We start from the raw sequence: 19,444 nt of genomic DNA on the forward strand, positions 1-19,444 counted from the left end.
TCCACCTTCTGTTACCTTTTAGTCCACTGAATCATTTAGGCGACTGAAGGGATTGAGGAGATGCGGTGGAGCGGGGCATGGGGCGAGGCGATCGGGGTGTTCGTTGCATCCGGCGGATTCTTCATCCGGCACTACCCGATCGTGTTCGCCTTCGGGGCGGTGGCGTCGGTGCAGCGGTTCCTCGCCGTCGGCGGTGACGAGCGGTTCGCGTGGGCGGGCGGGGTCGGCGGCGAGGTGGTGACGGCGGCGGTGCGGGTGCTGTTCCTGACCTGGGTGATCAGGCGCGCATTCACCGACTCCGACGTGCCGTGGTCCGAGGTGGGTGCCCGCCTGGGCCGGTTCGTCGACGGTCGGACCGGTGTGCTGCTTGCCAGCGCCGCGCTCCTGGTGGCCCTGACGATCATCGCGAAGGTGATCCCGGACGCCATCGGAGCTGGCCTGGACGCGTCTGCGCGGCCGACCTACCAATCCTGGGAACTGGCGATCAAGAACGTGACGGTGATCCCGTTCACGATGGTCTGGCTGACGATGCTGGCGCGGCACGCGCTCACGGTGCCGGTCCCGACGGCGGTCACGGCCGGGTGAGAAGCCATGGTGGCGCCGTGTCGGCCTGATGCCGGCGGGGCGTAGTCTCGGCGCATGCACATCGCGGTGACCGGGGCGTCCGGCAAGTTGGGTCGAGTCGTGGTGACGTACCTGCGCGAGGCGGGGCACGCCGTCGTCGCCCTTGACCGGTACGGCGAGCGCGGGCCGGGCTTCACGCGCGTGGACCTGACCGACCACGGGCAGGTGGTGGACGCGCTGGCCGGCATCGACGGCTCCCATGACGGGCTGGACGCCCTCGTACACCTCGCGGCGATCCCGGCGCCCGGCCTCGCCAGCGACGTCGCCACCTTCGAGAACAACATCCTGTCCACGTTCCACGTGTTCCAGGCGGCCAGGCGACTGGGGATCCGGAACGTCGCGTACGCCTCCAGCGAGACGGTGCTCGGGCTCCCGTTCGACACGCCGCCCCCGTACCTCCCGGTGGACGAGGAGTACCCGGCGCGGCCCGAGTCGACCTACTCCCTCGTGAAGCACCTCGAGGAGACGATGGCGATCGAGCTGACCCGCTGGGACCCGGCGCTGAAGATCATCGCGCTGCGGTTCTCGAACGTGATGTACCCCGAGGACTATGAGGCGTTCCCGTTCGACGCGGACCCGCTCGCACGCAAGTGGAACCTGTGGTCCTACATCGATGCCCGCGACGGCGCGCAGGCCGTGCTGCGCGCGCTCGAACTCGACGCTACCGGGTTCGACCGGTTCATCATCGCCTCCCCGGACACGGTGACGACGCGGCCGAACGCCGAGCTCGTGGCCGAGGTCTTCCCGGACGTGCCCCACAAGCGCGACCTCGGCGAGCACGACACCATGCTCTCGATCGACAAGGCCCGCCGGGTCCTGCGCTACGCCCCGGTGCACTCGTGGCGGGACGGTCGACGCTGACGGCCCTCAGGTGAGCAGCAGCTTTCCGATCCGGCGGGTGGTGGCCAGGAGTCCGACGGCGGAGAAGACCGCGAGGTAGGCGACGTGGACCAGCAGGCCCGCGTGCAGGTCCCCCATCGTCAGAGCGCGGACCAGATCCACACCGTGATACAGCGGCGTCGCCTGCACCACCCATTGCAATGCCGGCGGGTAGGTCGCGAGCGGGTAGAAGGTCGCCGAGAACAGGAACATCGGCAGGATCGCGAGCTGCACGTAATCCATGTCGTTCCACGACCGCATGTACGTGGTGGCCGCCATGCCGACGGCTGCGAAGCCGAGCCCGATCAGCGTGCAGGCCGGGATCGCGAGCAGCGCCCACCACGATGGGATGAACCCGGCCACGGCCGCGACGAGCAGGAACGCGGCCGAGTAGATCAGCCCGCGCAGCAGCGCCCAGGAGATCTCCCCCGCCGCGATGTCCCACGGCCGCAGCGGCGTGGACAGCACGGACCGGTAGAGCTTGGAGTGCTTGAGCTTGTAGAAGACGTTCCCGGTCGAGTCGTACACGGCGCCGTTCATCGCCGACGTCGCCATCATCGCCGGCGCGACGAACACGGCGTACGGGATCTCATGCCCGTCGACCTCGACCGAGCCGACCAGCGCCCCGATGCCGACGCCCATCGCGAACAGGTAGAACACCGGCTCGAAGAAGCCGGAGACGAAGGTGAGCCAGTAGTGCCGGGCGGCGCGCAGGTTGCGCTCCACGAGCGCCGCGGGGCGGGCCATCGCGACCGGGAACGGCAGTGCGCGGCGGGACGGGGCGGTACTGGTCGTCGTCACTCAGACCACCATCCGGCGCCGCAGGGCGCGCACCGCGAGCAGGTAGCCCACCCCTGCCCAGAGGGCGAGGTAGGCGACATGGACCACGAACCGCCACGGCTCGAGCCAGAGCGCCGAGTCCGCGCCCAGGCCGAGCGCCCGGGTGAGCGCGACCGTGTGGGTCAGCGGCGAGATCCAACCGAACACCTGCAGGGCGACGGGCAGTTGTGTGAGCGGGAAGAACGTCCCGGAGAACAGGAACAACGGCATGATGATGAACCGCTGCAGCACGTTGAAGCCCTGCTCGCTGTCGATGGTCGCGGAGAACGCGTAGATCGGGGTCGCGAACGCGAGCCCGCCGAGCACCGCGGCGGGCACCGCGGCCAGGGCGAGGGCTGAGTCCATGGCCCGCAGGGCGAGCGCGACCCCCACGAACACGCCGGCGACGAGGGTCAGGCGCATCAACACGTAGACGAGGTGGCCACGGACCAGGTCGACCACGCGCAGTGGCGTCACCAGCATCGCGTCGTAGGTGTGCAACCACTTGATCGCGCCGAACACGTTGTAGGTGGTCTCGGCGGACGCCGTCATCATCGCCTGCGCGGCCACCAGCCCGCTCGCGACGAACGCCACGTACGGCACCCCGGGCACGGCCGTGCGGTCCCCGGCGTCGATGAGCGCGCCGAGTCCGTAACCCATCCCGGCGAGGTAGAGCAGTGGGGCCAGGAACGAGGAGATCACCGTGGAGCGCCAGATCCGCTTGTAGACGGCGAACCAGTAGCCGAACACCGCCTGCCAGCCGCCGCCGGCGGGGCGCGGCGCCGGACCCGCTTCGCGCCGGGTGTCGTCGACGGCGGAACCTCCTCCCGGGGCGACCTCACCCGGGGAGCCGGGCTGCGCCGTCGGGCTCTGCTCGTCCGCCCGGCTCACTCGACCAGGCTCCGCCCGGTCAGCCGCAGGAAGACGTCCTCGAGCGAGGCACGGCGCACCAGGGCCGAGAGCGGGTGCACACCTCGCGCGGCGACCGTCTCGAGAGCGCCGTCGCCGTCGTGGACGTAGAGCAGGAGCCGGTCGGCGAGGACCTCGACCCGCTCGGCGATGCCGGCGACGTCCGCGACGCGCTCGGCGTGATCGGCGGCGTCGAAGCGCAGTTCGAGGACCTCACGGGAGGCGTGCTGGGCGATCAGCGAGCGGGGTGAGCCCTCCGCGACGATCCGGCCGCGGTCCATCACCACGAGCCGGTCGCAGAGCTGCTCCGCCTCGTCCATGTAGTGCGTCGTCAGCACGAGTGTGACGCCGTCCCGCTTGAGCCGGAACAGCCGGTCCCACAGGACGTGCCGGGCCTGCGGGTCCAGGCCGGTGGTCGGCTCGTCGAGGAGGAGCAGGCTCGGCTCGTTGATGAGCGCGCGGGCGATGGTCAGCCGGCGCTTCATCCCGCCGGACAGCGACTCGACGACGGCGTCGGTCTTCTCGGTCAGCTGCGCGAACTCGAGCAGGGGTCCGGTCCGCGCCCGCACCTGCTCGCGCGAGAGCCCGAAGTAGCGCCCGTAGACGAGGAGGTTCTCGCGCACCCGCAGCTCCTCGTCGAGGGCGTCGGTCTGCGGCACCACGCCCAGTCGCGCCTTGATCGCCGACGCGTGCGTGGCAGGATCCATGCCGAACACGCGCAGCTCACCACCGGAGACCGGGGAGGTGGCGCCGATCATGCGCATCGTGGAGGTCTTGCCGGCGCCGTTCGGGCCGAGGAATCCGAAGGACTCCCCCGCGGCGACCTCGATGTCGATGCCGTCGACGGCGACGAAGTCACCGAACGTCTTGCGCAGGCCGGTGCCGCGGATCAGGGACATGGTTCTATGTCACCACATCTGCCAGGATGCTAGCAACCTAACACCCTAACTCCGCTTGGACTTGTGGTCACTCGTACGGTGGTGCCAGCGCACCGATTCCGGGAGTTCGTTGACGGTGCAGATCGCCTCCCAGACCCGCTGCGGGCTCTCCCCGTCCGCGAGCGCCTCGTTCGCGGTGCGGCCGTTCAGCGGCGCGAGGACCAAGTCCTGCGCCAGCGAGGCGCCGTAGCGACCGAACGTGTCCTCCATGGCGGCCCAGAACTCGGAGTGCTTCACGCGGGCCAGCGTAGGTCACCCCAGTGACACCGCGCTCCGGGCGATCCGATGTCGGTGGCCCGGGGCAGAATGGCCCAGGTGACCACGGAGGCGAGCGAACGCGTGCTGGCGGGCTTCAGCGCGCCGACCCGGGCCTGGTTCTCGGGTGCGTTCGACGCCCCCACCTCCGCGCAGGCCGGGGCCTGGGAGGCGATCTCGTCCGGGCACCATGCGCTCGTGGTCGCCCCGACGGGTTCCGGCAAGACGCTCGCCGCCTTCCTGTGGGCGCTGGACCATCTGCTCCTCGCGCCTCCGCCGGCGCAGCGGGCGCGGCGCTGCCGGGTGCTCTACGTCTCGCCGCTGAAGGCTCTGGCCGCGGACGTCGAACGGAACCTGCGCTCGCCGCTGGTGGGCATCACCCGACTGGCCACCGGCCTGGGCGAGCCGGTCAACGACGTGCGGGTCGGCGTGCGGACCGGGGACACGCCCGCCTCGGAACGCCGGTCGTTCGGCACGAAGCCGCCGGACATCCTGATCACCACCCCGGAGTCTCTGTTCCTGGTGCTCACCTCGGCCGCGCGCGAGGGCCTGCGCGGGGTGGAGTACGTGATCCTGGACGAGGTGCACGCGCTCGCCGGGAACAAGCGCGGCGCCCACCTTGCCCTATCGCTCGAGCGGCTGGACGCCCTGCTGGACGCACCGGCGCAGCGGATCGGGCTGTCCGCGACCGTGCAGCCGGTGGACACCGTGGCCGGGTACCTGGCCGGCGCCCGCTCCCTGGCCGACGGTGGCCGCACCACCCGGATCGTGCAGCCGAACGTGGACAAGGAACTACGGATCGACGTGGTGGTCCCGGTCCCGGACCTGGCGGACGTCGCAGGAACCCCGACGGCGTCCGGCCGGCCGGGCGCGGAGGCGTTCGATCCGCTCGGGGTCGCCTCCGGCAACGAGACGCCCGACGGCGGGGCTCACCTCGATCTGTCCGGTAACGCCGCGGGCGCCGCGCCGCAGGCGCGACCGCCGGCCGGCGGGTCGATCTGGCCGCACGTCACCGAGCGGGTCGTGGACCTGATCACCTCGCACCGGTCCACGATCGTCTTCACGAACTCACGCCGCGGCGCGGAGCGGCTCACGGCCCGCATCAACGAGGTCCAGGCGGAGCGGCTCGGGCTCGCTCCGGACGTCGACGCGGGCGCCGCCCAGGCGGCTCAGACGCCGGCCCAGTCCGGGACCGGGCTCGCGCTACCTGCGGATGCGATCATCGCCCGCGCCCACCATGGGTCGATGAGCCGCGACGAGCGGACCTCGATCGAGTCCGCACTGAAGTCCGGGGTCCTGCCCGCCGTGGTGGCCACCAGCTCCCTCGAGCTCGGCATCGACATGGGTGCGGTGGACCTCGTGGTGCAGGTGGGCGCGCCGCCATCGGTGGCGAGCGCGTTGCAGCGGATCGGCCGGGCCGGGCACCAGGTGGGCGCCCTGTCCCACGGGGTCGTCCTGCCCACGCACCGGGGTGACCTGCTCGCTGCCGCGACCACGTCGGTGCGGGCACGCGAGGGCCAGATCGAAGCGGTCACGGTGCCGGCGAACCCGCTGGACGTGCTGGCCCAGCAGATCGTGGCGATGACGGCCCTTGACGTCTGGGACGTCGGCGAGCTGACCACGCTGGTGCGCCGGGCCGCGCCGTTCGCGGACCTCGGGCCCGGGGTCCTCGCCGCCGTGCTGGACATGCTCGCCGGGCGCTACCCCAGCGAGGACTTCGCCGAACTGCGCCCACGGATCGTCTGGGACCGGATCGCCGGCACCCTGACCGGCCGCCCGGGAGCCCTGCGGCTGGCCGCGACCAGCGGCGGCACCATCCCCGACCGCGGCCTGTACGGCGTCTACGTGGTGGGACAGGAGACCAGCGCGCGGGGCGGCAAACGGGTCGGCGAACTCGACGAGGAGATGGTCTACGAGTCCCGGGTGGGCGACACGTTCACCCTCGGCTCGAGCACGTGGCGGATCGAGGACATCACCCCGGACCGGGTGCTCGTCTCCCCCGCGCCGGGGCTGCCCGGGCGGCTGCCGTTCTGGAAGGGCGACGCCCCCGGCCGGCCCGCCGAGCTGGGCCGGGCGATCGGCGCGATGATCCGGGAGATCGGCGCGGCCGCCTTCGCCCCGGAGTCGCTCGAGGACTGGGGCCTGGACGACTGGGCCCGGGACAACCTGCTCGCCTACCTGCGCGATCAGGAGGCCGCGACCGGGCGGCTGAGCACCGACCGGACGATCGTGGTGGAGCGGTTCCGGGACGAGCTCGGGGACTGGCGCGTGGTGATCCACTCCCCCTATGGCGCGAAGGTGCACGCCCCGTGGGCGCTCGTGCTCGCGGCGAACCTGCGCCGTCGGTTCGGCATGGACGTGGCCGCGATGCACTCCGATGACGGGATCGTGCTGCGCCTGCCGGACACTGCGGATGTCTGGGACGCCGACTGGGACACCGGCGGTCCCGAAGCCACCGGAACCGCCGGCGCCACCGTCACGGCCGGCGAGGTGCCGCTCGAGGATCTGCTCCTGGAACCGGACGCGACCTCACGCGAGGTGGTCGCGGCGCTGGCCGGCTCGGCCCACTTCGCGGCCCGGTTCCGGGAGGCCGCAGCACGCTCCCTGCTGCTGCCGCGACGGCGCCCCGACAAGCGCCAGCCACTCTGGCAGCAGCGCCAGCGCAGCGCCCAGCTGCTCTCCGTGGCCGCCGAGTATCCGGACTTCCCAGTGGTGCTGGAGGCCGTGCGCGAGTGCCTCCAGGACGACTTCGACGTGCCCGCGCTGACCGACCTGATGAGGGCGGTCCAGGGCCGGCGGATCCGGGTCGTCGAGGTGCACACCTCCCACCCGTCCCCGTTCGCGCAGTCCCTGATGTTCGGATACGTCGCCCAGTTCCTGTACGAGGGGGACGCGCCGCTGGCCGAGCGCCGGGCCGCCGCCCTCACCCTCGACCCGACGCTGCTCGCCGAGCTGCTCGGCGAGGGCGCCGACGTCGCCGAACTGCTCGACCCGGGCGCACTGGCGTCCGTAGAGGCCGAGGTCGGGCTCCGCACCGAGAACTCCCTGGCGGGCAGCGCCGAGGCCGCGCTCGACCACATCCGCCGGCTCGGGCCGATCACGGACGCCGAGCTGGCCACGCGGGTGCGCACTCCGGATCTGCTGGACGGCTGGCTCACGGAACTCGCCGCGTCCCGCCGGATCCTCAGCGTCCGGGTCGCCGGGCAGGCGCAGTGGTGCGTGGTCGAGGACGCCGGCCGGCTGCGGGACGCGCTCGGGGTCGCTCTCCCGGTGGGCCTACCGGAGGCCATCACCGGCGCGGTCCCGACGGCGCTGACGGACCTGGTCCGCCGGCACGCGCGCACCCACGGCCCGTTCCGCGCCGGGCAGGTCGCGGCCCGATACGGACTCGGCACCGCCGCCCTGGCCCCGGTGCTGCGGGACCTGACCGACCGCGGCCTGGTCGAGTCCGGCACGCTGCGCCCCGCCGACTCGCACACCGCGCAGACCCTCGCCCTGCCCGGCCCCGACTACTGCGACGCCGACGTGCTGCGCCGGATCCGTCGTCGCTCGCTCGCCGTGCTGCGCGCGGAGGTGGAAGCGGTGCCACCCGAGGCGCTCGGGGTGTTCCTGCCCCGGTGGCACCAGGTCCGCCAGCTACGCGGCGTCGACGGACTGCTCACCGCCATCGACCAGCTCGCCGGCACACCCGTGGCCGCCTCCGCCCTGGAGTCGCTCGTCCTTCCCGCCCGGGTGGTCGACTACGCACCGGAGATGCTCGACGAACTCACCTCCGCCGGTGAGGTCGCCTGGGTCGGCGCCGGTGGCGGGCCCGGCACCGACGGCATGGTCGCGCTGCTCACCGCGGACGCCGTGGCCGACCTCGCCCCGCCGGTCGGCTCCGACCCGCCGACGGCGGTGGGCCGGGTGGTGCGCGAGGTGCTCGGCGACGGCGGTGGTCGCTTCTTCCGGGACATCGTGGCCCAGGTCCGCCTCGAGTGGGCCGAGTCCGGCACCCCGCCGGAGGCCGGTGAGATCCTCGACGCGCTCTGGGAGGCGGCCTGGGACGGCGTCGCCACCAACGACACGCTCACGCCGCTGCGAGCCCGCCTCGGCGCGAAACCGCGGGCGGGCACCCGCACCACCCACCGGGCCCGGCCCCGCGGACGGTCGCTGCGCGCCGTGGCCCTGCGCCGACCCGGTACCAACCCGCTCGGACCGGCGACGCCCGACGACGCCGTCGGGCGGTGGTCCGGCGTCCCGGCCCGTTCGGACGAGGCCCGCCGGGCCACCGCCGCCGCCGTCGCCCTGCTCGAGCGGGACGGGCTGCTGACCCGCGGCACCGTCGGAGACAGGTTCGTCGGCGGGTTCTCGAGCGTGTACCGGGTTCTGGCGGGGCTGGAGGAGACCGGCCAGGTGCGACGCGGCTACTTCGTCGAGGGTCTCGGCGCCGCACAGTTCGCTCTGCCGGAGAGCGTGGACCGGCTCCGCTCGGACGCCCGCGCCGGCGTCGGCGCCCTGCTGCTGGCGGCCACCGACCCGGCGAACCCCTACGGCGCCGCGCTCGGCTGGCCGGAGCCGGTGGGCATGGTGGAGCAGACCAGCGGGCACCGGCCCGGGCGCAAGGTCGGCGCCAGCATCATCCTCGTCGGCGGGGAACTGGCGCTCTACCTCGAGCGTGGCGCGAAGACCCTGCTGTCCTTCACGCGGGACCCGGCAGCCCTCGGACCGGCCGCACAGGAGCTGGCCCGGGTCGCCCGGACCGGCGCTCTCGGGCGGTTCACGGTGCATCGGGCGGACGGCGCACCCGCGCTCTCCGAACGTTCCCCGCTCGTGGTCGCCCTGGCCGAAGCCGGGTTCATCGCGACACCCCGCGGGTTAAGGTTGCGGCAGGACAAGAGGTGAAGCACCGATGCCCGAGGGCGATGTGTTGTTGCGGGTCGCACGGCGGCTCAGCCTCGCGCTGAGCGACCGGCCCCTGCTGCGCGGCGAACTGCGCTGGCCCAGCCTGGCCGGTCACGACCTGACCGGCCTGCGCTCGGTCGGCACGGTCTCCTACGGCAAGCATCTGCTCACCCGGCTCGACGACGGCCGCACCTTGCACACCCACCTGCGCATGGACGGCACCTGGCAGGTCCGGCACACCGCGGATCCGCCCGAGCCGCTCCGGCGCCCGAACGTCCGGGCCGTGCTCGGCACCGACCAGTGGACCTGCGTCGGGCTGCAACTGGGCATGATGGACCTGGTCCGCACCCGTGAGGAGGCCTCGCTGCTCCGGCACCTCGGCCCGGATCTGATGGCCGACGACCCGGACCTCGACACCGCCGTCGCGAACCTGCAGGCAGACCCGGAGCGACCCATCGGAGAGGCCCTGCTGGACCAGTCCGTGGCCGCGGGCATCGGCACGATCTACCTGGCCGAGACGCTGTGGCGGCACCGGATCAACCCGTGGCGATCCTCCTCGGGAGTGCAGGCACCCCGCGAACTGTTCGCGACGGCGCACCGACTGATGCGCCGCTCGGCGGACGGCCCGTCCCTGACGGCCACCGGGGACACCCGCGCGGGGCACACCACCCACGTGCACGGGCGCGAGGGCCGGGGCTGCCGGCGCTGCCGCACCCTGATCGTGGTCGCCCCGATCGGCGTGGAACCGATGACCAGGCCGGCCTACTACTGCCCCGCCTGCCAACCGGACTGAGCCCGCCTCACCGGTGCGGCCCCGCGCCGACCGAGTCGCGCACGGTCAGCCGGCCCTCGATGCGCGCGTCCGGGTCCGAGTTCGGGTGGCCGAGGGCGGCAAGGAGCCGAACCGTCGCGAGCCTGCTAGCCGGTTCGAGCTCCGTGCTGATCGTGGTGAGTGCGGGGGTCACGAGCATGGCCGCGAACGTGTCGTCGAACCCGACCACACTCAGGTCCTCCGGCACCCGGAGCCCACGATCTCGCGCCTGGAGCAGCACGCCGAAAGCGATCAGGTCATTGAACGTCAGCACGGCGGTGCAGCGGCCCTCCAGTTGGGCGAGTGCCTCCCGGCCGCCGTCGATCGTCGGCTCGACCGAGGCCACCACCTGCAGCCGCGCGGCGCTCGCCGCCACCTCCCGCTCGAGCAGGGCGAGCCGGTGTCGGCTCAGCCACGAATCCTGCGGGCCGGCGATGAACCCGAGGTCCCGATGACCCCGACCGACAAGCAGCTCGATCGCGGCGCGGGTCGCGGTCCCGACGTCCGGGACCACCGAATCCCGGCCGGCTACCTCACGGTTGACCAGGACGATCGGTGTCCCAGCCACGGTGGCCAGTGCCTCGGGAGTCACCCGCGCCGAGCAGGAGACCGCGCCGTCGACGAGCGGCAGCAGTCGCTCGAGGATGGTCGTGACCGGTGTCGCGAGATCGTGGGTGTCGGATACCACGACGGTGTAGCCGACCCTCGCGGCGGCGTCGGTGACGCCGCGGACGGCGCCGGCGAAGACCGGGTTCGCACTGTCATGGACGAGTAGGCCGATCAGTTGCGTCGTGCCGGTCGCCACGGCGCGCGCGAACGGGTTGGCACGATAGCCAAGCTCGTCCGCGACGGCCAGGATGCGGCGCTCGCTGTCCGCGTTCAGTCGTCCGGGCTGGTTCAGGGCCAGCGAGACGGCGGCCGCGCTGACGCCCGCGGTCCTGGCGATGTCATAGATGGTGGTCCGCCGCCGGGGCGTCGCAGCGTCGCTCGGCGTCCTCGGCATCTGGCCTCCCGGTGTGGTCGTCGCGACGGCTCCCCCCGGTGCTGATCCACCGCGGTCTGCCTGAGCGTACGTCACGGCCGGCCGGCCGGGAAACCTTGACAGGACCACCCGTGCATGGCTCAATTGCACCGTGTCAACCGGTTAACAGACTCGAGGGTGAGGATGCGATGAGGCTGCGCTCGATGACCACCTACGTCTGCGACGCGTACCGCACCAACTGGGTGTTCGTACGGCTCGAGACCGACGACGGCTGCTACGGCTGGGGTGAGGCGACCCTGGAGTACCGCGAGCATGTCGTGGAGGAAGCGATCCGCTACCTCGAGGCCGGGCTCGCGGACGTCGAGCTGCACGACATCCAGGCGTGGTGGCAGCGCGCCTACCGGGACGCGTACTGGCGCGGCGGCGCGGTCCTGACGAGCGCACTCTCCGCGGTCGAGATGGCACTCTGGGACCTCAAGGGCAAGGCTCTCGGTGTGCCGGTGCACCAGCTCCTCGGCGGGGCCGTCCGCCAGGACGTCGAGTGTTACGCCAATGCCTGGTTCGCCGGCGCGACGACGCCAGCCGAGTTCGCGCAGCGGGCACGCACCGCCCTCGACTGGGGCTACCGAGCCTTGAAGTGGGATCCGTTCGGATCGGCCTTCCGCAGCCTCGACCGTGCCGAACTGCGCGACGCCCTCGCGGTGGTCGAGGCGGTTGCGACGGAGGTCGGCCACGATGCGTCACTGATCGTCGAGGCGCACGGCAGGTTCGAGATGCCCACTGCGCTGCGGGTGGCGCGGGCGCTGGAGCCCTTCGACCTGCTGTGGCTCGAGGAGCCGTTGATCCCCGGGAACCTCGCGAACGCGGCCGAGCTGCGGTCCGCCACCGCGACCCCGATCGGGCTCGGCGAGCGGCTGTACACCCGCTGGGACTTCGTGGAGGTGTTCCAGCGACACGCTGCCGATGTGGTGCAGCCCGACGTCTCGCACGTCGGCGGGATCTGGGAGGCGCGCGCCGTCGCAACGATCGCGGAGATGTGGCAGATCCCGTTCATGCCGCACAACCCCTCGGGCCCGGTCGCGCACGCGGCAACGCTCCAGCTGGCGGGCTGCGTCCCGAACTTCGGCCTGCTCGAGACCATGGCGACCGATGTGCCGTGGCGACGCGACGTCGTCATCGACGAGCCCCCGATCGTCGCCGGTCGCGCCGCCATCCCCGACCGACCGGGCCTGGGCGTCGAGCTCGACCTCGAGGCGATGTCCCGGCATCCCTACGTGCGCCACGACCTGCGCCACTACAGCGGTGACCTCACCCGGATCCGCCCGGAAGACGCCGTCGGGCTCCACGAACCGTCCCGATAGGAACCAAAGACCCGGGCCGCAACCGCTGCCCAGCCACCCGCCGCCGACGACCAGTGATGGAGCTGAACGCACCGTGCGAACACCGAACCGACCACGCCCCGCGCGCCGTAGGAGACCCTCGATCCTGGCGATGGTGACGACGGCGACGCTCGTCCTCGTCTCGGCCATCGGGATCGGGGCCCCGGCGAGCGCCGATGATATCCCGGTCATCGACGCCCCCGAGGACGTCGCCTCGCTCGTCGGCGCTCATCCGCGGCTCATGCTCGGTGACGCCGACGTGGCGCGCATCTTGGCCGAGATCGGTACCGACCCGTTCGCAGAGCGGCTCAACGAGGAGCTGATCGAAGCGGCGGACGGGTTGCTCACCGAGCCGGTCTCCACCTACGAGTTCCCGGACGGCCGCACGCTGCTGCTCGTCGCGCGGGAGGTCCTGCACCGCTCCTACGTGCTCTCGATGGCCTACCGGCTGACCGGCGATGAGGTCTACGCCCAGCGTGCCTACGACGAGCTTGCCGCGGTGGCCGCCTTCAGCGACTGGAACCCGGTGAGCTTCCTGTCGACGGCGGAACTGCTGCACGCGTACGCGGTCTCCTACGACTGGCTGTACACGTGGATGGACGCCGAGCAGCGCACGGTCGTTCGCACGGCGATCGTGGAGCTCGGGCTGGCCCCGGCGCAGGACCACTATGACGCCGAGACGTCCTGGACCCGGGCGAAGCACAACTGGAACGTCGTGTGCAACAGCGCGATCGTCATCGCATCCTTGGCGATCGCGGACGAGGAGCCGGAGCTGGCGAACTCGATGATCGCGCAGGCACTTGACCGACTGCCGGTCGCACTTGCGGAGTACGGTCCGGACGGCGGGTACACCGAGGGCATCGTGTACTGGGGCTACGCGACCCGCTACCTGGTGCCTCTGATGGCTTCGCTGGAGAGCGCCGTCGGAGACGACTTCGGGATCTCCGAGCTCCCCGGGCTGGACCGCACCCTCGACTTCCCGCTCTACATGACAGGCCCGACCGGGCTGGGTTTCAACTATTACGACGCCGCGGCGAGCTCGCCGGAGGGCGGCTCCGTCGGCGCCTGGCTTGCCGCCCGCTACGACGACCCGGTGTACGCGTGGCTCGCCGAGGAGCTCGCCCGGACGAACAACCTCACCTACCCACCGTTCTACCTGCTCTGGCAGGGGCTGCAGGACTCAACCTCGCCCGCGGACGCGGGCACGCCACTGGATCGCCGGTTCGAACGGCTGCAGACCTATCTGGCCCGCAGTGGATGGGACTCGATGGCGAACTTCTTCGGGTACAAGGCCGGGCAGAACGGCGTCAACCACAGCCACCTCGACCTCGGCAGCTTCGTGATCGACTCGATGGGCATGCGGTGGGCGAGCGAGCTCGGCCCGGACAACTACGGATTGCCCGGGTACTCATCCGCCGGCCCGAACGGGCCGCGCTGGACCTACTACCGCACCCGCACCGAGGGTCAGAACACACTGGTGCTCAATCCTGGTTCCGGTGGCGGGCAGGCGCTCGATGCGACCGGGACCATCGTGGCGACGGGCTCGAGCCCGGGAGGCAGCTTCGTGGTCTCCGACCTCACCCAGGCGTACGCCGACCTCGGCGTCACGAACTGGGACCGGGGCGTCGCGCTGATCGACGACCGTTCCCGGTTCCTGATCCAGGACGAGGTGACCGCCACCGAGCCGGTCGAGCCGTGGTGGTTCATGCACACCGCCGCCGCGGTCGACGTCGCGCCGGATGGCCTGTCCGCGACCCTGACCATCGACGGCCGCCAGATGAGCGCCCGGCTGCTCGAGGGTCCGCCGGGGGCACAGCTGTCCGTGATGGACGCGGTGCCGCTGCCGACCTCGCCGGCCCCCGCCGGCCAGAACGCGAACGCCGGAACGCGCAAGCTCGTCGTCACCGGCGAGGAGAGCGCCGACTTCCGGATCTCGGTGCTGCTGGAGCCACTCCCGACCGGCGCGGATCCTGAAGCCGCCCCCACGCCCACGCCGCTTGCGGACTGGACGGTGCCGCCGGCGCCGACGGCGTCGCTGGCGTCGGTCACGGTCGACGGCGAGCCGCTCGACGGATTCTCCGCAGACTCCCACAGCTACATGATCGAGCGCCCCGCCGCGAGCGGCGTTCCGGTCATCGAGGCGGTCGGCGCGGCCGGGGCGGACGTTCACGTCGAGCAGGCGGCACAGGTGCCCGGCACCGCGGTGATCTGCGTCGGCGCCGCGCCTTCGTGCTCGGCCAGGTACACGATCGACCTGCTCGATCCGTTCCGGGCCCCGGTCGTCGCGAGCGTCGTCGGCGTCAACCCCGCTGAGCGTGCCATCGACGACGATCTGGCGACCTTCTGGTCGGCGCAGGGCCGAGGCCAGTGGATCCAGCTCAATCTGCCCGAGGCGCGCACGGTCGACGGGGTCCGGCTGGCGTGGAGCCAGGGGGCAGCGCGCGAGTACTCGTTCACGATCGAGACCTCCTTGGACGGTGTGACCTGGACCGAGGCGCTCACTTCGACCTCCTCCGGCACCACGGCGGAACCCGAGCCCCACTCGTTCGTCCCTGTCACCGCACGCTACGTCCGGTTGATCGGATACGGCAGCAACGCCAACGAGTGGAACTCGCTCGCGGACTTCCGGCTCGTCGCCGACGGGCAGACCTGGCCGGGCGCGGCGGTCGGCGAGGCCGAGCTGACCGGACTCGTCGCGGACATACCGAGCGAGCTCACCCTGCGCAGCGCGACGCGACCGAGCATCGTGGCGACGTACTCGGATGGCAGCACGACCGCGATCGGGGCCGACGACGTCGAGCTCGTCAGTTCGGCGCCGGACGTCGCCGAGGTGGTCGACGGCGTGATCGTGGCCCTGGCTCCGGGCGAGGCCGTGATCCACGGCCGCTACCGTGACGCGGCGGGACGCCTCGCCTTCGTGCGCGCCGCGGTCCGCGTCGTCGACCCGTCGCAGCGGACGATCGTCGCCACCCGGGACGGCTTCATCCGCGACGGTGAGTACGCCGGCGGCCGCTACGGTCGGCTGCCCTCGATGACCGTCAAGAACGACCCGCGCACCGTGGGCGGCACCCGGCAGGCCCTGGCGGTGTTCGACCTGTCCACGATCGAGGCCGGGTCGGTGGTCTCGGCCGAGCTGACGCTCACGGCCGGGGTCTCCGTCGGCCGCACGATGCAGATCGACGTCGTGACCGCGGGGACCGACTGGACAGAGTCCACCCTGTCGTGGAACACGCGACCACCGATCGGCACCGAACCGGTCGGCACCTTCGTGGCACCCGAGACCCAGCAAGCGATCACGGTCGACGTGACCACCGCCGTCGCAGCGGCAGTCGGCGAGGAGCTGGGGCTGGCATTCCTGCAGTCCCCCACCGACCCACAACTCGCCGGCGCGACCATCGCGAGCCGCGAGGCCGGGGCGACGGCTCCCGTCCTCACCGTCAGGTTGGCCGTCGAGAACGCCTGCACACGGACCCTGACCGGGACGGTGATCGACGCGGTCACGGTGGGCGACGGCGAGGTCCTGTGCCTGGATGACGCACAGGTGCGGGGCGCGGTCACCGTCGCTGCCGGCGGTGGCCTGCGGGCGCAGGACTCCGTGATCCGCGGACCTCTGGACGCCACCGGCGCAGGACTGATCGACCTGCTCGACACCGAGGTGCAGGGACCGCTCACACTCGCCGGGGGCACCGGTACCGCCTGGTTGCAGGACAGCACGGTCACCGGGCCGATCGAACTCATCGACGCCGTGGGCGAGGTCGTCCTCATCGGGATGACGGTGAACGGCACGCTCAGTTGCCGGTCGGCGACTCCCCTGGTGCTCGCGCCCGGCGAGGTCAGGAACAACACCTGCTGACCGCGGACCTGCGAAGACACCGATGGCCCCGGCGCAGTGCCGGGGCCATCGGTTCCTGAGTGATAGGGGATCAGACGGTGGCGAGGTCCTCGTCGCGGCCGAGCTGATAGGCGAAGTCCGCGGGAATGGTGTCCGGGATCGCGATGCCCTCGACGAGTGCGACGCGGTCGGAGACCTCGCGCAGCACCACCGAGAGTGGGATGTTCAGAGCCGTGCAGATCGAGGAGAGCAACTCCGAGGAGGCCTCCTTCTGGCCCCGCTCGACCTCCGAGAGGTAGCCGAGGGAGACCCGTGCTGCCGAGGACACCTCACGCAGAGTGCGTCCCTGACGTTGGCGTGCGCCCCGAAGGACATCACCGATCTCTCGCCGTAGTACCACCATGGTGCGTCCCTCCTCTCGCGCTGTTGCCTTTGCCGTAGTCCTACCGTACCCCGATGGTGCGACGGGTGCGCTGCGCACCGTGGACGAACGGTGAGTCCCTCGCCCCTTCGGTGCCCCGGTCGCCGGCCGGGCGTTCACTGGCGTCATGTTGTGCTTCATTACTCTTCCCAACGCCGCGGCCGCCCCGCTTGTTCCCCGGCCTGGCGAAGCAGTGCGAGTGCGAGCGCCACGGTGGCGGACCGGACCGCGGGACGGGCGCCCGCGAGGTGATAGCCGCGCACGGCGCGCCAGGTCGGCGTGGTGCACGCGACGAACACGGTGCCGGCCGGCTGCCCGTCGGCCGGCCCGGGGCCGGCCACGCCGGTGGTGCCCAGCCCGATCTCGGCACCGAGTGCCGCCCGCACGCCGTCAGCCATCTCGAGGGCCACCTGCGGGTGCACGGGACCATGGGCGGCGAGCAGGTCCGCGTCGACGCCGAGCAGCGAGGCCTTGACGTCGGTCGCGTAGGCAACCACACCGCCGCGCAGCACCGCGGACACGCCGGGGACCGAGACCAGCTCGGCCGCGAGCGCCCCACCGGTGAGGGACTCCGCGACGGCGACGGTGCGGCCCGCTTCGATCAGGCGCGCGACGATCCCGGCAGCGCTGTGAACGGGCATCGGCGTCAGCGGGCACCCGGTTCGGCCGCGGCGCCGCCGCCCGAACGGGCCGACTGCCAGGCCTTCCAGCAGTAGTCCACGCCGGTCACCACCGTGACCGCGAGCGCGGCCAACATGATGACGAAGGCGACGATCCGCAGGACGTCACCGAAGGCGAGATCGGCCAGGGCGACGGTGAGCAGCATCAGCGAGATGAAGACGATCTGCAGGACGGTCTTGAGCTTGCCGCCCTTGGACGCGGGCATCACGACACCGCGACGGACCATTACGAACCGGAGCACGGTGATCCCGATCTCACGGACCAGGATCGCGATCGTGGCCCACCACGGCATCAGGCCGGAATCGATGATGGACAGCATCACCATTGCGGTGCCGGTGAGCAGCTTGTCGGCGAACGGGTCGGCGATCTTGCCGAAGTTCGTCACGATGCCGCGGCTGCGGGCGATCTGGCCGTCGAGCCGGTCAGTGTAGGCCGCGACCAGGAACACCACGAGCGCTGCGACGCGGGCCGTGGTCGAGTCCTGCCAGAGCAGGACCGCGAAGACCGGGACGAGGACGACCCGCACCATCGTCAAGACATTGGGCAGGTTCCAGACCTCGGCGGTCGCCTCGTCGCTGGACCGGGATTCACTCGTCACGCGATCAGGGTACGGGACCGGGACCGAACCGGGCACAGACGCAGCACCACGCCGACATACACTCTTCCGGTGTCTGAGACCCCCACCCAGCGTCGGCGCCGACGCCGTCGACGCGGCCTCCCGCTCCCCGCGATCCTGCTGATCCTCGCGCTGAGCCTCGGCGTCGGTGGCGCGGTCGCGGCCTGGCAGCCGTGGAACGCCGGCGGCACGCCCGGCCCTACCGGTGGGCCGAGCACCGGCCCCGGCGAGCCGACCAGCACAAGTGAGCCGACTGCCACGACAGAGCCGACGACTCCGCAGCCGCAGGCGGACGCCGTCTTCACGATCGGTGCCGCCGGCGACGTGCTGCCGCACGACACGGTGATCCGCAACGCCCGGACCGACGGCGGATACGACTTCACGCCCATGCTGGAGGCGACCCGGCCCTGGAGCTCGGGCGTGGACCTGGCGCTGTGCAACATGGAGGTGCCGCTCTCGCTGCCGGACGAGACGCCGTCGGGCTATCCGCTGTTCGGTGCGCCCACCGAGATCGCGGGCAACCTCGCCGACCTCGGCTGGGACGGGTGCTCCACCGGCACGAACCACTCCCTCGACCGCGGTTACGACAACCTCGCCTACACCCTCGACACCTTCGACGAGGCGGGCCTTGGCCACGCCGGCTCGGCCCGGAGCGCCGAGGAGGAGCTCGCGCCGCAGTTCTACGAACTGGAGCGGGAGGGGCAGACGATCCGGATCGCCCAGATCGGTGCGACCTACGGCACGAACGGCCTGCCGATCCCCGCCGACGCCCCCTGGGCCGTCACGATCATCGACGCCGACGCGCTCATCGCGCAGGCGACGGCGGCCCGCGAGGCCGGGGCGGACCTGGTCGTGGCCACACTGCACTGGGGCTACGAGTACCAGAACTCGCCCGCCGACGACCAGGTCGCGGTCGCCGAGGCGCTCGCCGCATCCGGGCAGGTGGACCTGATCATCGGCAACCACCCGCACGTGCCCCAGCCGATGGCACTGCTCGACGGCGGCCCGGACAGTTCCGGCATGTGGGTCGCCTACTCGTTGGGGAACTTCATCTCCAACCAGGACGGCCTGTGCTGTGTCCCGCAGACCGGCACCGGGCTGTTCCTGACGGCGACCGTCGTCAAGCCAGCCGACGGCCCGGCTCGGGTGACCGGCCTGGAGTGGACCCCGATGACCGTTGACCGGGTCGGCGCCCAGCGGGTCTACCCGCTGCCCGCGCTGCTGGCCGGGGACACGCCGTCGGGCCTGACGCTGTCCTCGGGGACGCTCGAGAACCGGCAGTCGCTCGTGGAGCAGGTGATGGCGAACTCCAGCGGCGCCGACTTCCCCGAGCGGACCGAGCCGCCGACGCCCACGGGCGACGAGGCCGCGGTGGTCCCCCGCTCCTGAACGAGCGGGGCCGGTCGTGCACCGG

15 protein-coding genes are annotated in these 19,444 nt (G+C 71.9%); 7 read left to right on the plus strand and 8 right to left on the minus strand.

The annotated features are described in order from the left end of the window. The first annotated feature begins 60 nt into the window (after nt 1-60). Nucleotides 61-585, plus strand: coding sequence for a hypothetical protein (locus tag HALOF300_RS19445; RefSeq protein ID WP_156742564.1), 525 nt, complete (start codon nt 61-63; stop codon nt 583-585). A gap of 54 nt (nt 586-639) precedes the next feature. Then, complete coding sequence (locus tag HALOF300_RS19450; RefSeq protein WP_156742565.1) at nt 640-1,485, plus strand: NAD-dependent epimerase/dehydratase family protein; 846 nt, start codon at nt 640-642, stop codon at nt 1,483-1,485. Nucleotides 1,486-1,491: 6 nt separating this feature from the next. Here the strand turns inward: HALOF300_RS19450 and HALOF300_RS19455 are convergent, their stop codons facing one another. From HALOF300_RS19455 to HALOF300_RS19470, 4 genes are read right to left on the minus strand one after another with little or no spacing between them, the layout of a single operon-like run. Beyond that, on the minus strand, nt 1,492-2,304 hold the full coding sequence (locus HALOF300_RS19455; RefSeq protein WP_231955626.1) for an ABC transporter permease: 813 nt from the start codon (nt 2,302-2,304) through the stop codon (nt 1,492-1,494). Then, on the minus strand, nt 2,305-3,213 hold the full coding sequence (locus HALOF300_RS19460) for an ABC transporter permease (protein WP_197522691.1): 909 nt from the start codon (nt 3,211-3,213) through the stop codon (nt 2,305-2,307). Further along, complete coding sequence (locus HALOF300_RS19465) at nt 3,210-4,130, minus strand: ABC transporter ATP-binding protein (protein WP_156742566.1); 921 nt, start codon at nt 4,128-4,130, stop codon at nt 3,210-3,212. The genes HALOF300_RS19460 and HALOF300_RS19465 overlap by 4 nt, the downstream gene beginning before the upstream one ends. A gap of 45 nt (nt 4,131-4,175) precedes the next feature. Continuing rightward, nucleotides 4,176-4,406 (minus strand): DUF3046 domain-containing protein, encoded by a 231-nt coding sequence (locus tag HALOF300_RS19470; protein ID WP_156742567.1) that lies wholly within the window; start codon nt 4,404-4,406, stop codon nt 4,176-4,178. A 69-nt stretch (nt 4,407-4,475) separates the two neighbouring features. Here HALOF300_RS19470 and HALOF300_RS19475 point away from each other — a divergent pair, with 69 nt between their 5' ends. Both HALOF300_RS19475 and HALOF300_RS19480 read left to right on the plus strand, forming a co-directional pair. After that, complete coding sequence (locus HALOF300_RS19475; protein WP_197522699.1) at nt 4,476-9,308, plus strand: DEAD/DEAH box helicase; 4,833 nt, start codon at nt 4,476-4,478, stop codon at nt 9,306-9,308. A gap of 7 nt (nt 9,309-9,315) precedes the next feature. Beyond that, nucleotides 9,316-10,101 carry a DNA-formamidopyrimidine glycosylase family protein gene (locus tag HALOF300_RS19480; RefSeq protein ID WP_156742569.1) on the plus strand — a complete coding sequence of 262 codons (786 nt, stop codon included), beginning with the start codon at nt 9,316-9,318 and terminating at the stop codon, nt 10,099-10,101. Nucleotides 10,102-10,108: 7 nt separating this feature from the next. Here the strand turns inward: HALOF300_RS19480 and HALOF300_RS19485 are convergent, their stop codons facing one another. After that, nucleotides 10,109-11,122: a LacI family DNA-binding transcriptional regulator gene (locus tag HALOF300_RS19485; RefSeq protein ID WP_156742570.1), complete on the minus strand. Its 1,014-nt coding sequence runs from the start codon at nt 11,120-11,122 to the stop codon at nt 10,109-10,111. Nucleotides 11,123-11,304: 182 nt separating this feature from the next. Here HALOF300_RS19485 and HALOF300_RS19490 point away from each other — a divergent pair, with 182 nt between their 5' ends. After that, nucleotides 11,305-12,462, plus strand: coding sequence for a mandelate racemase/muconate lactonizing enzyme family protein (locus tag HALOF300_RS19490; RefSeq protein WP_231955628.1), 1,158 nt, complete (start codon nt 11,305-11,307; stop codon nt 12,460-12,462). Nucleotides 12,463-12,595: 133 nt separating this feature from the next. Then, nucleotides 12,596-16,333 carry a CBM96 family carbohydrate-binding protein gene (locus HALOF300_RS19495; protein ID WP_197522692.1) on the plus strand — a complete coding sequence of 1,246 codons (3,738 nt, stop codon included), beginning with the start codon at nt 12,596-12,598 and terminating at the stop codon, nt 16,331-16,333. A gap of 70 nt (nt 16,334-16,403) precedes the next feature. Here the strand turns inward: HALOF300_RS19495 and HALOF300_RS19500 are convergent, their stop codons facing one another. The 3 genes from HALOF300_RS19500 to pgsA all read right to left on the minus strand — a co-directional run bounded on the left by HALOF300_RS19500 (nt 16,404) and on the right by pgsA (nt 18,012). Further along, complete coding sequence (locus HALOF300_RS19500; RefSeq protein ID WP_154793605.1) at nt 16,404-16,715, minus strand: helix-turn-helix domain-containing protein; 312 nt, start codon at nt 16,713-16,715, stop codon at nt 16,404-16,406. A gap of 158 nt (nt 16,716-16,873) precedes the next feature. Beyond that, on the minus strand, nt 16,874-17,374 hold the full coding sequence (locus tag HALOF300_RS19505; protein WP_156742573.1) for a CinA family protein: 501 nt from the start codon (nt 17,372-17,374) through the stop codon (nt 16,874-16,876). A gap of 5 nt (nt 17,375-17,379) precedes the next feature. Beyond that, nucleotides 17,380-18,012 (minus strand): CDP-diacylglycerol--glycerol-3-phosphate 3-phosphatidyltransferase, encoded by a 633-nt coding sequence (pgsA, locus tag HALOF300_RS19510; RefSeq protein WP_231955629.1) that lies wholly within the window; start codon nt 18,010-18,012, stop codon nt 17,380-17,382. 69 nt (nt 18,013-18,081) lie between these two features. Here pgsA and HALOF300_RS19515 point away from each other — a divergent pair, with 69 nt between their 5' ends. Continuing rightward, a complete protein-coding gene (locus HALOF300_RS19515; RefSeq protein ID WP_156742574.1) occupies nt 18,082-19,419 on the plus strand; it encodes a CapA family protein in 1,338 nt (445 codons plus the stop codon). The last annotated feature ends 25 nt before the right edge of the window (nt 19,420-19,444 follow it).

The sequence above is a fragment of the Occultella aeris genome (assembly GCF_902703175.1).
Classification (GTDB): domain Bacteria; phylum Actinomycetota; class Actinomycetes; order Actinomycetales; family Beutenbergiaceae; genus Occultella; species Occultella aeris.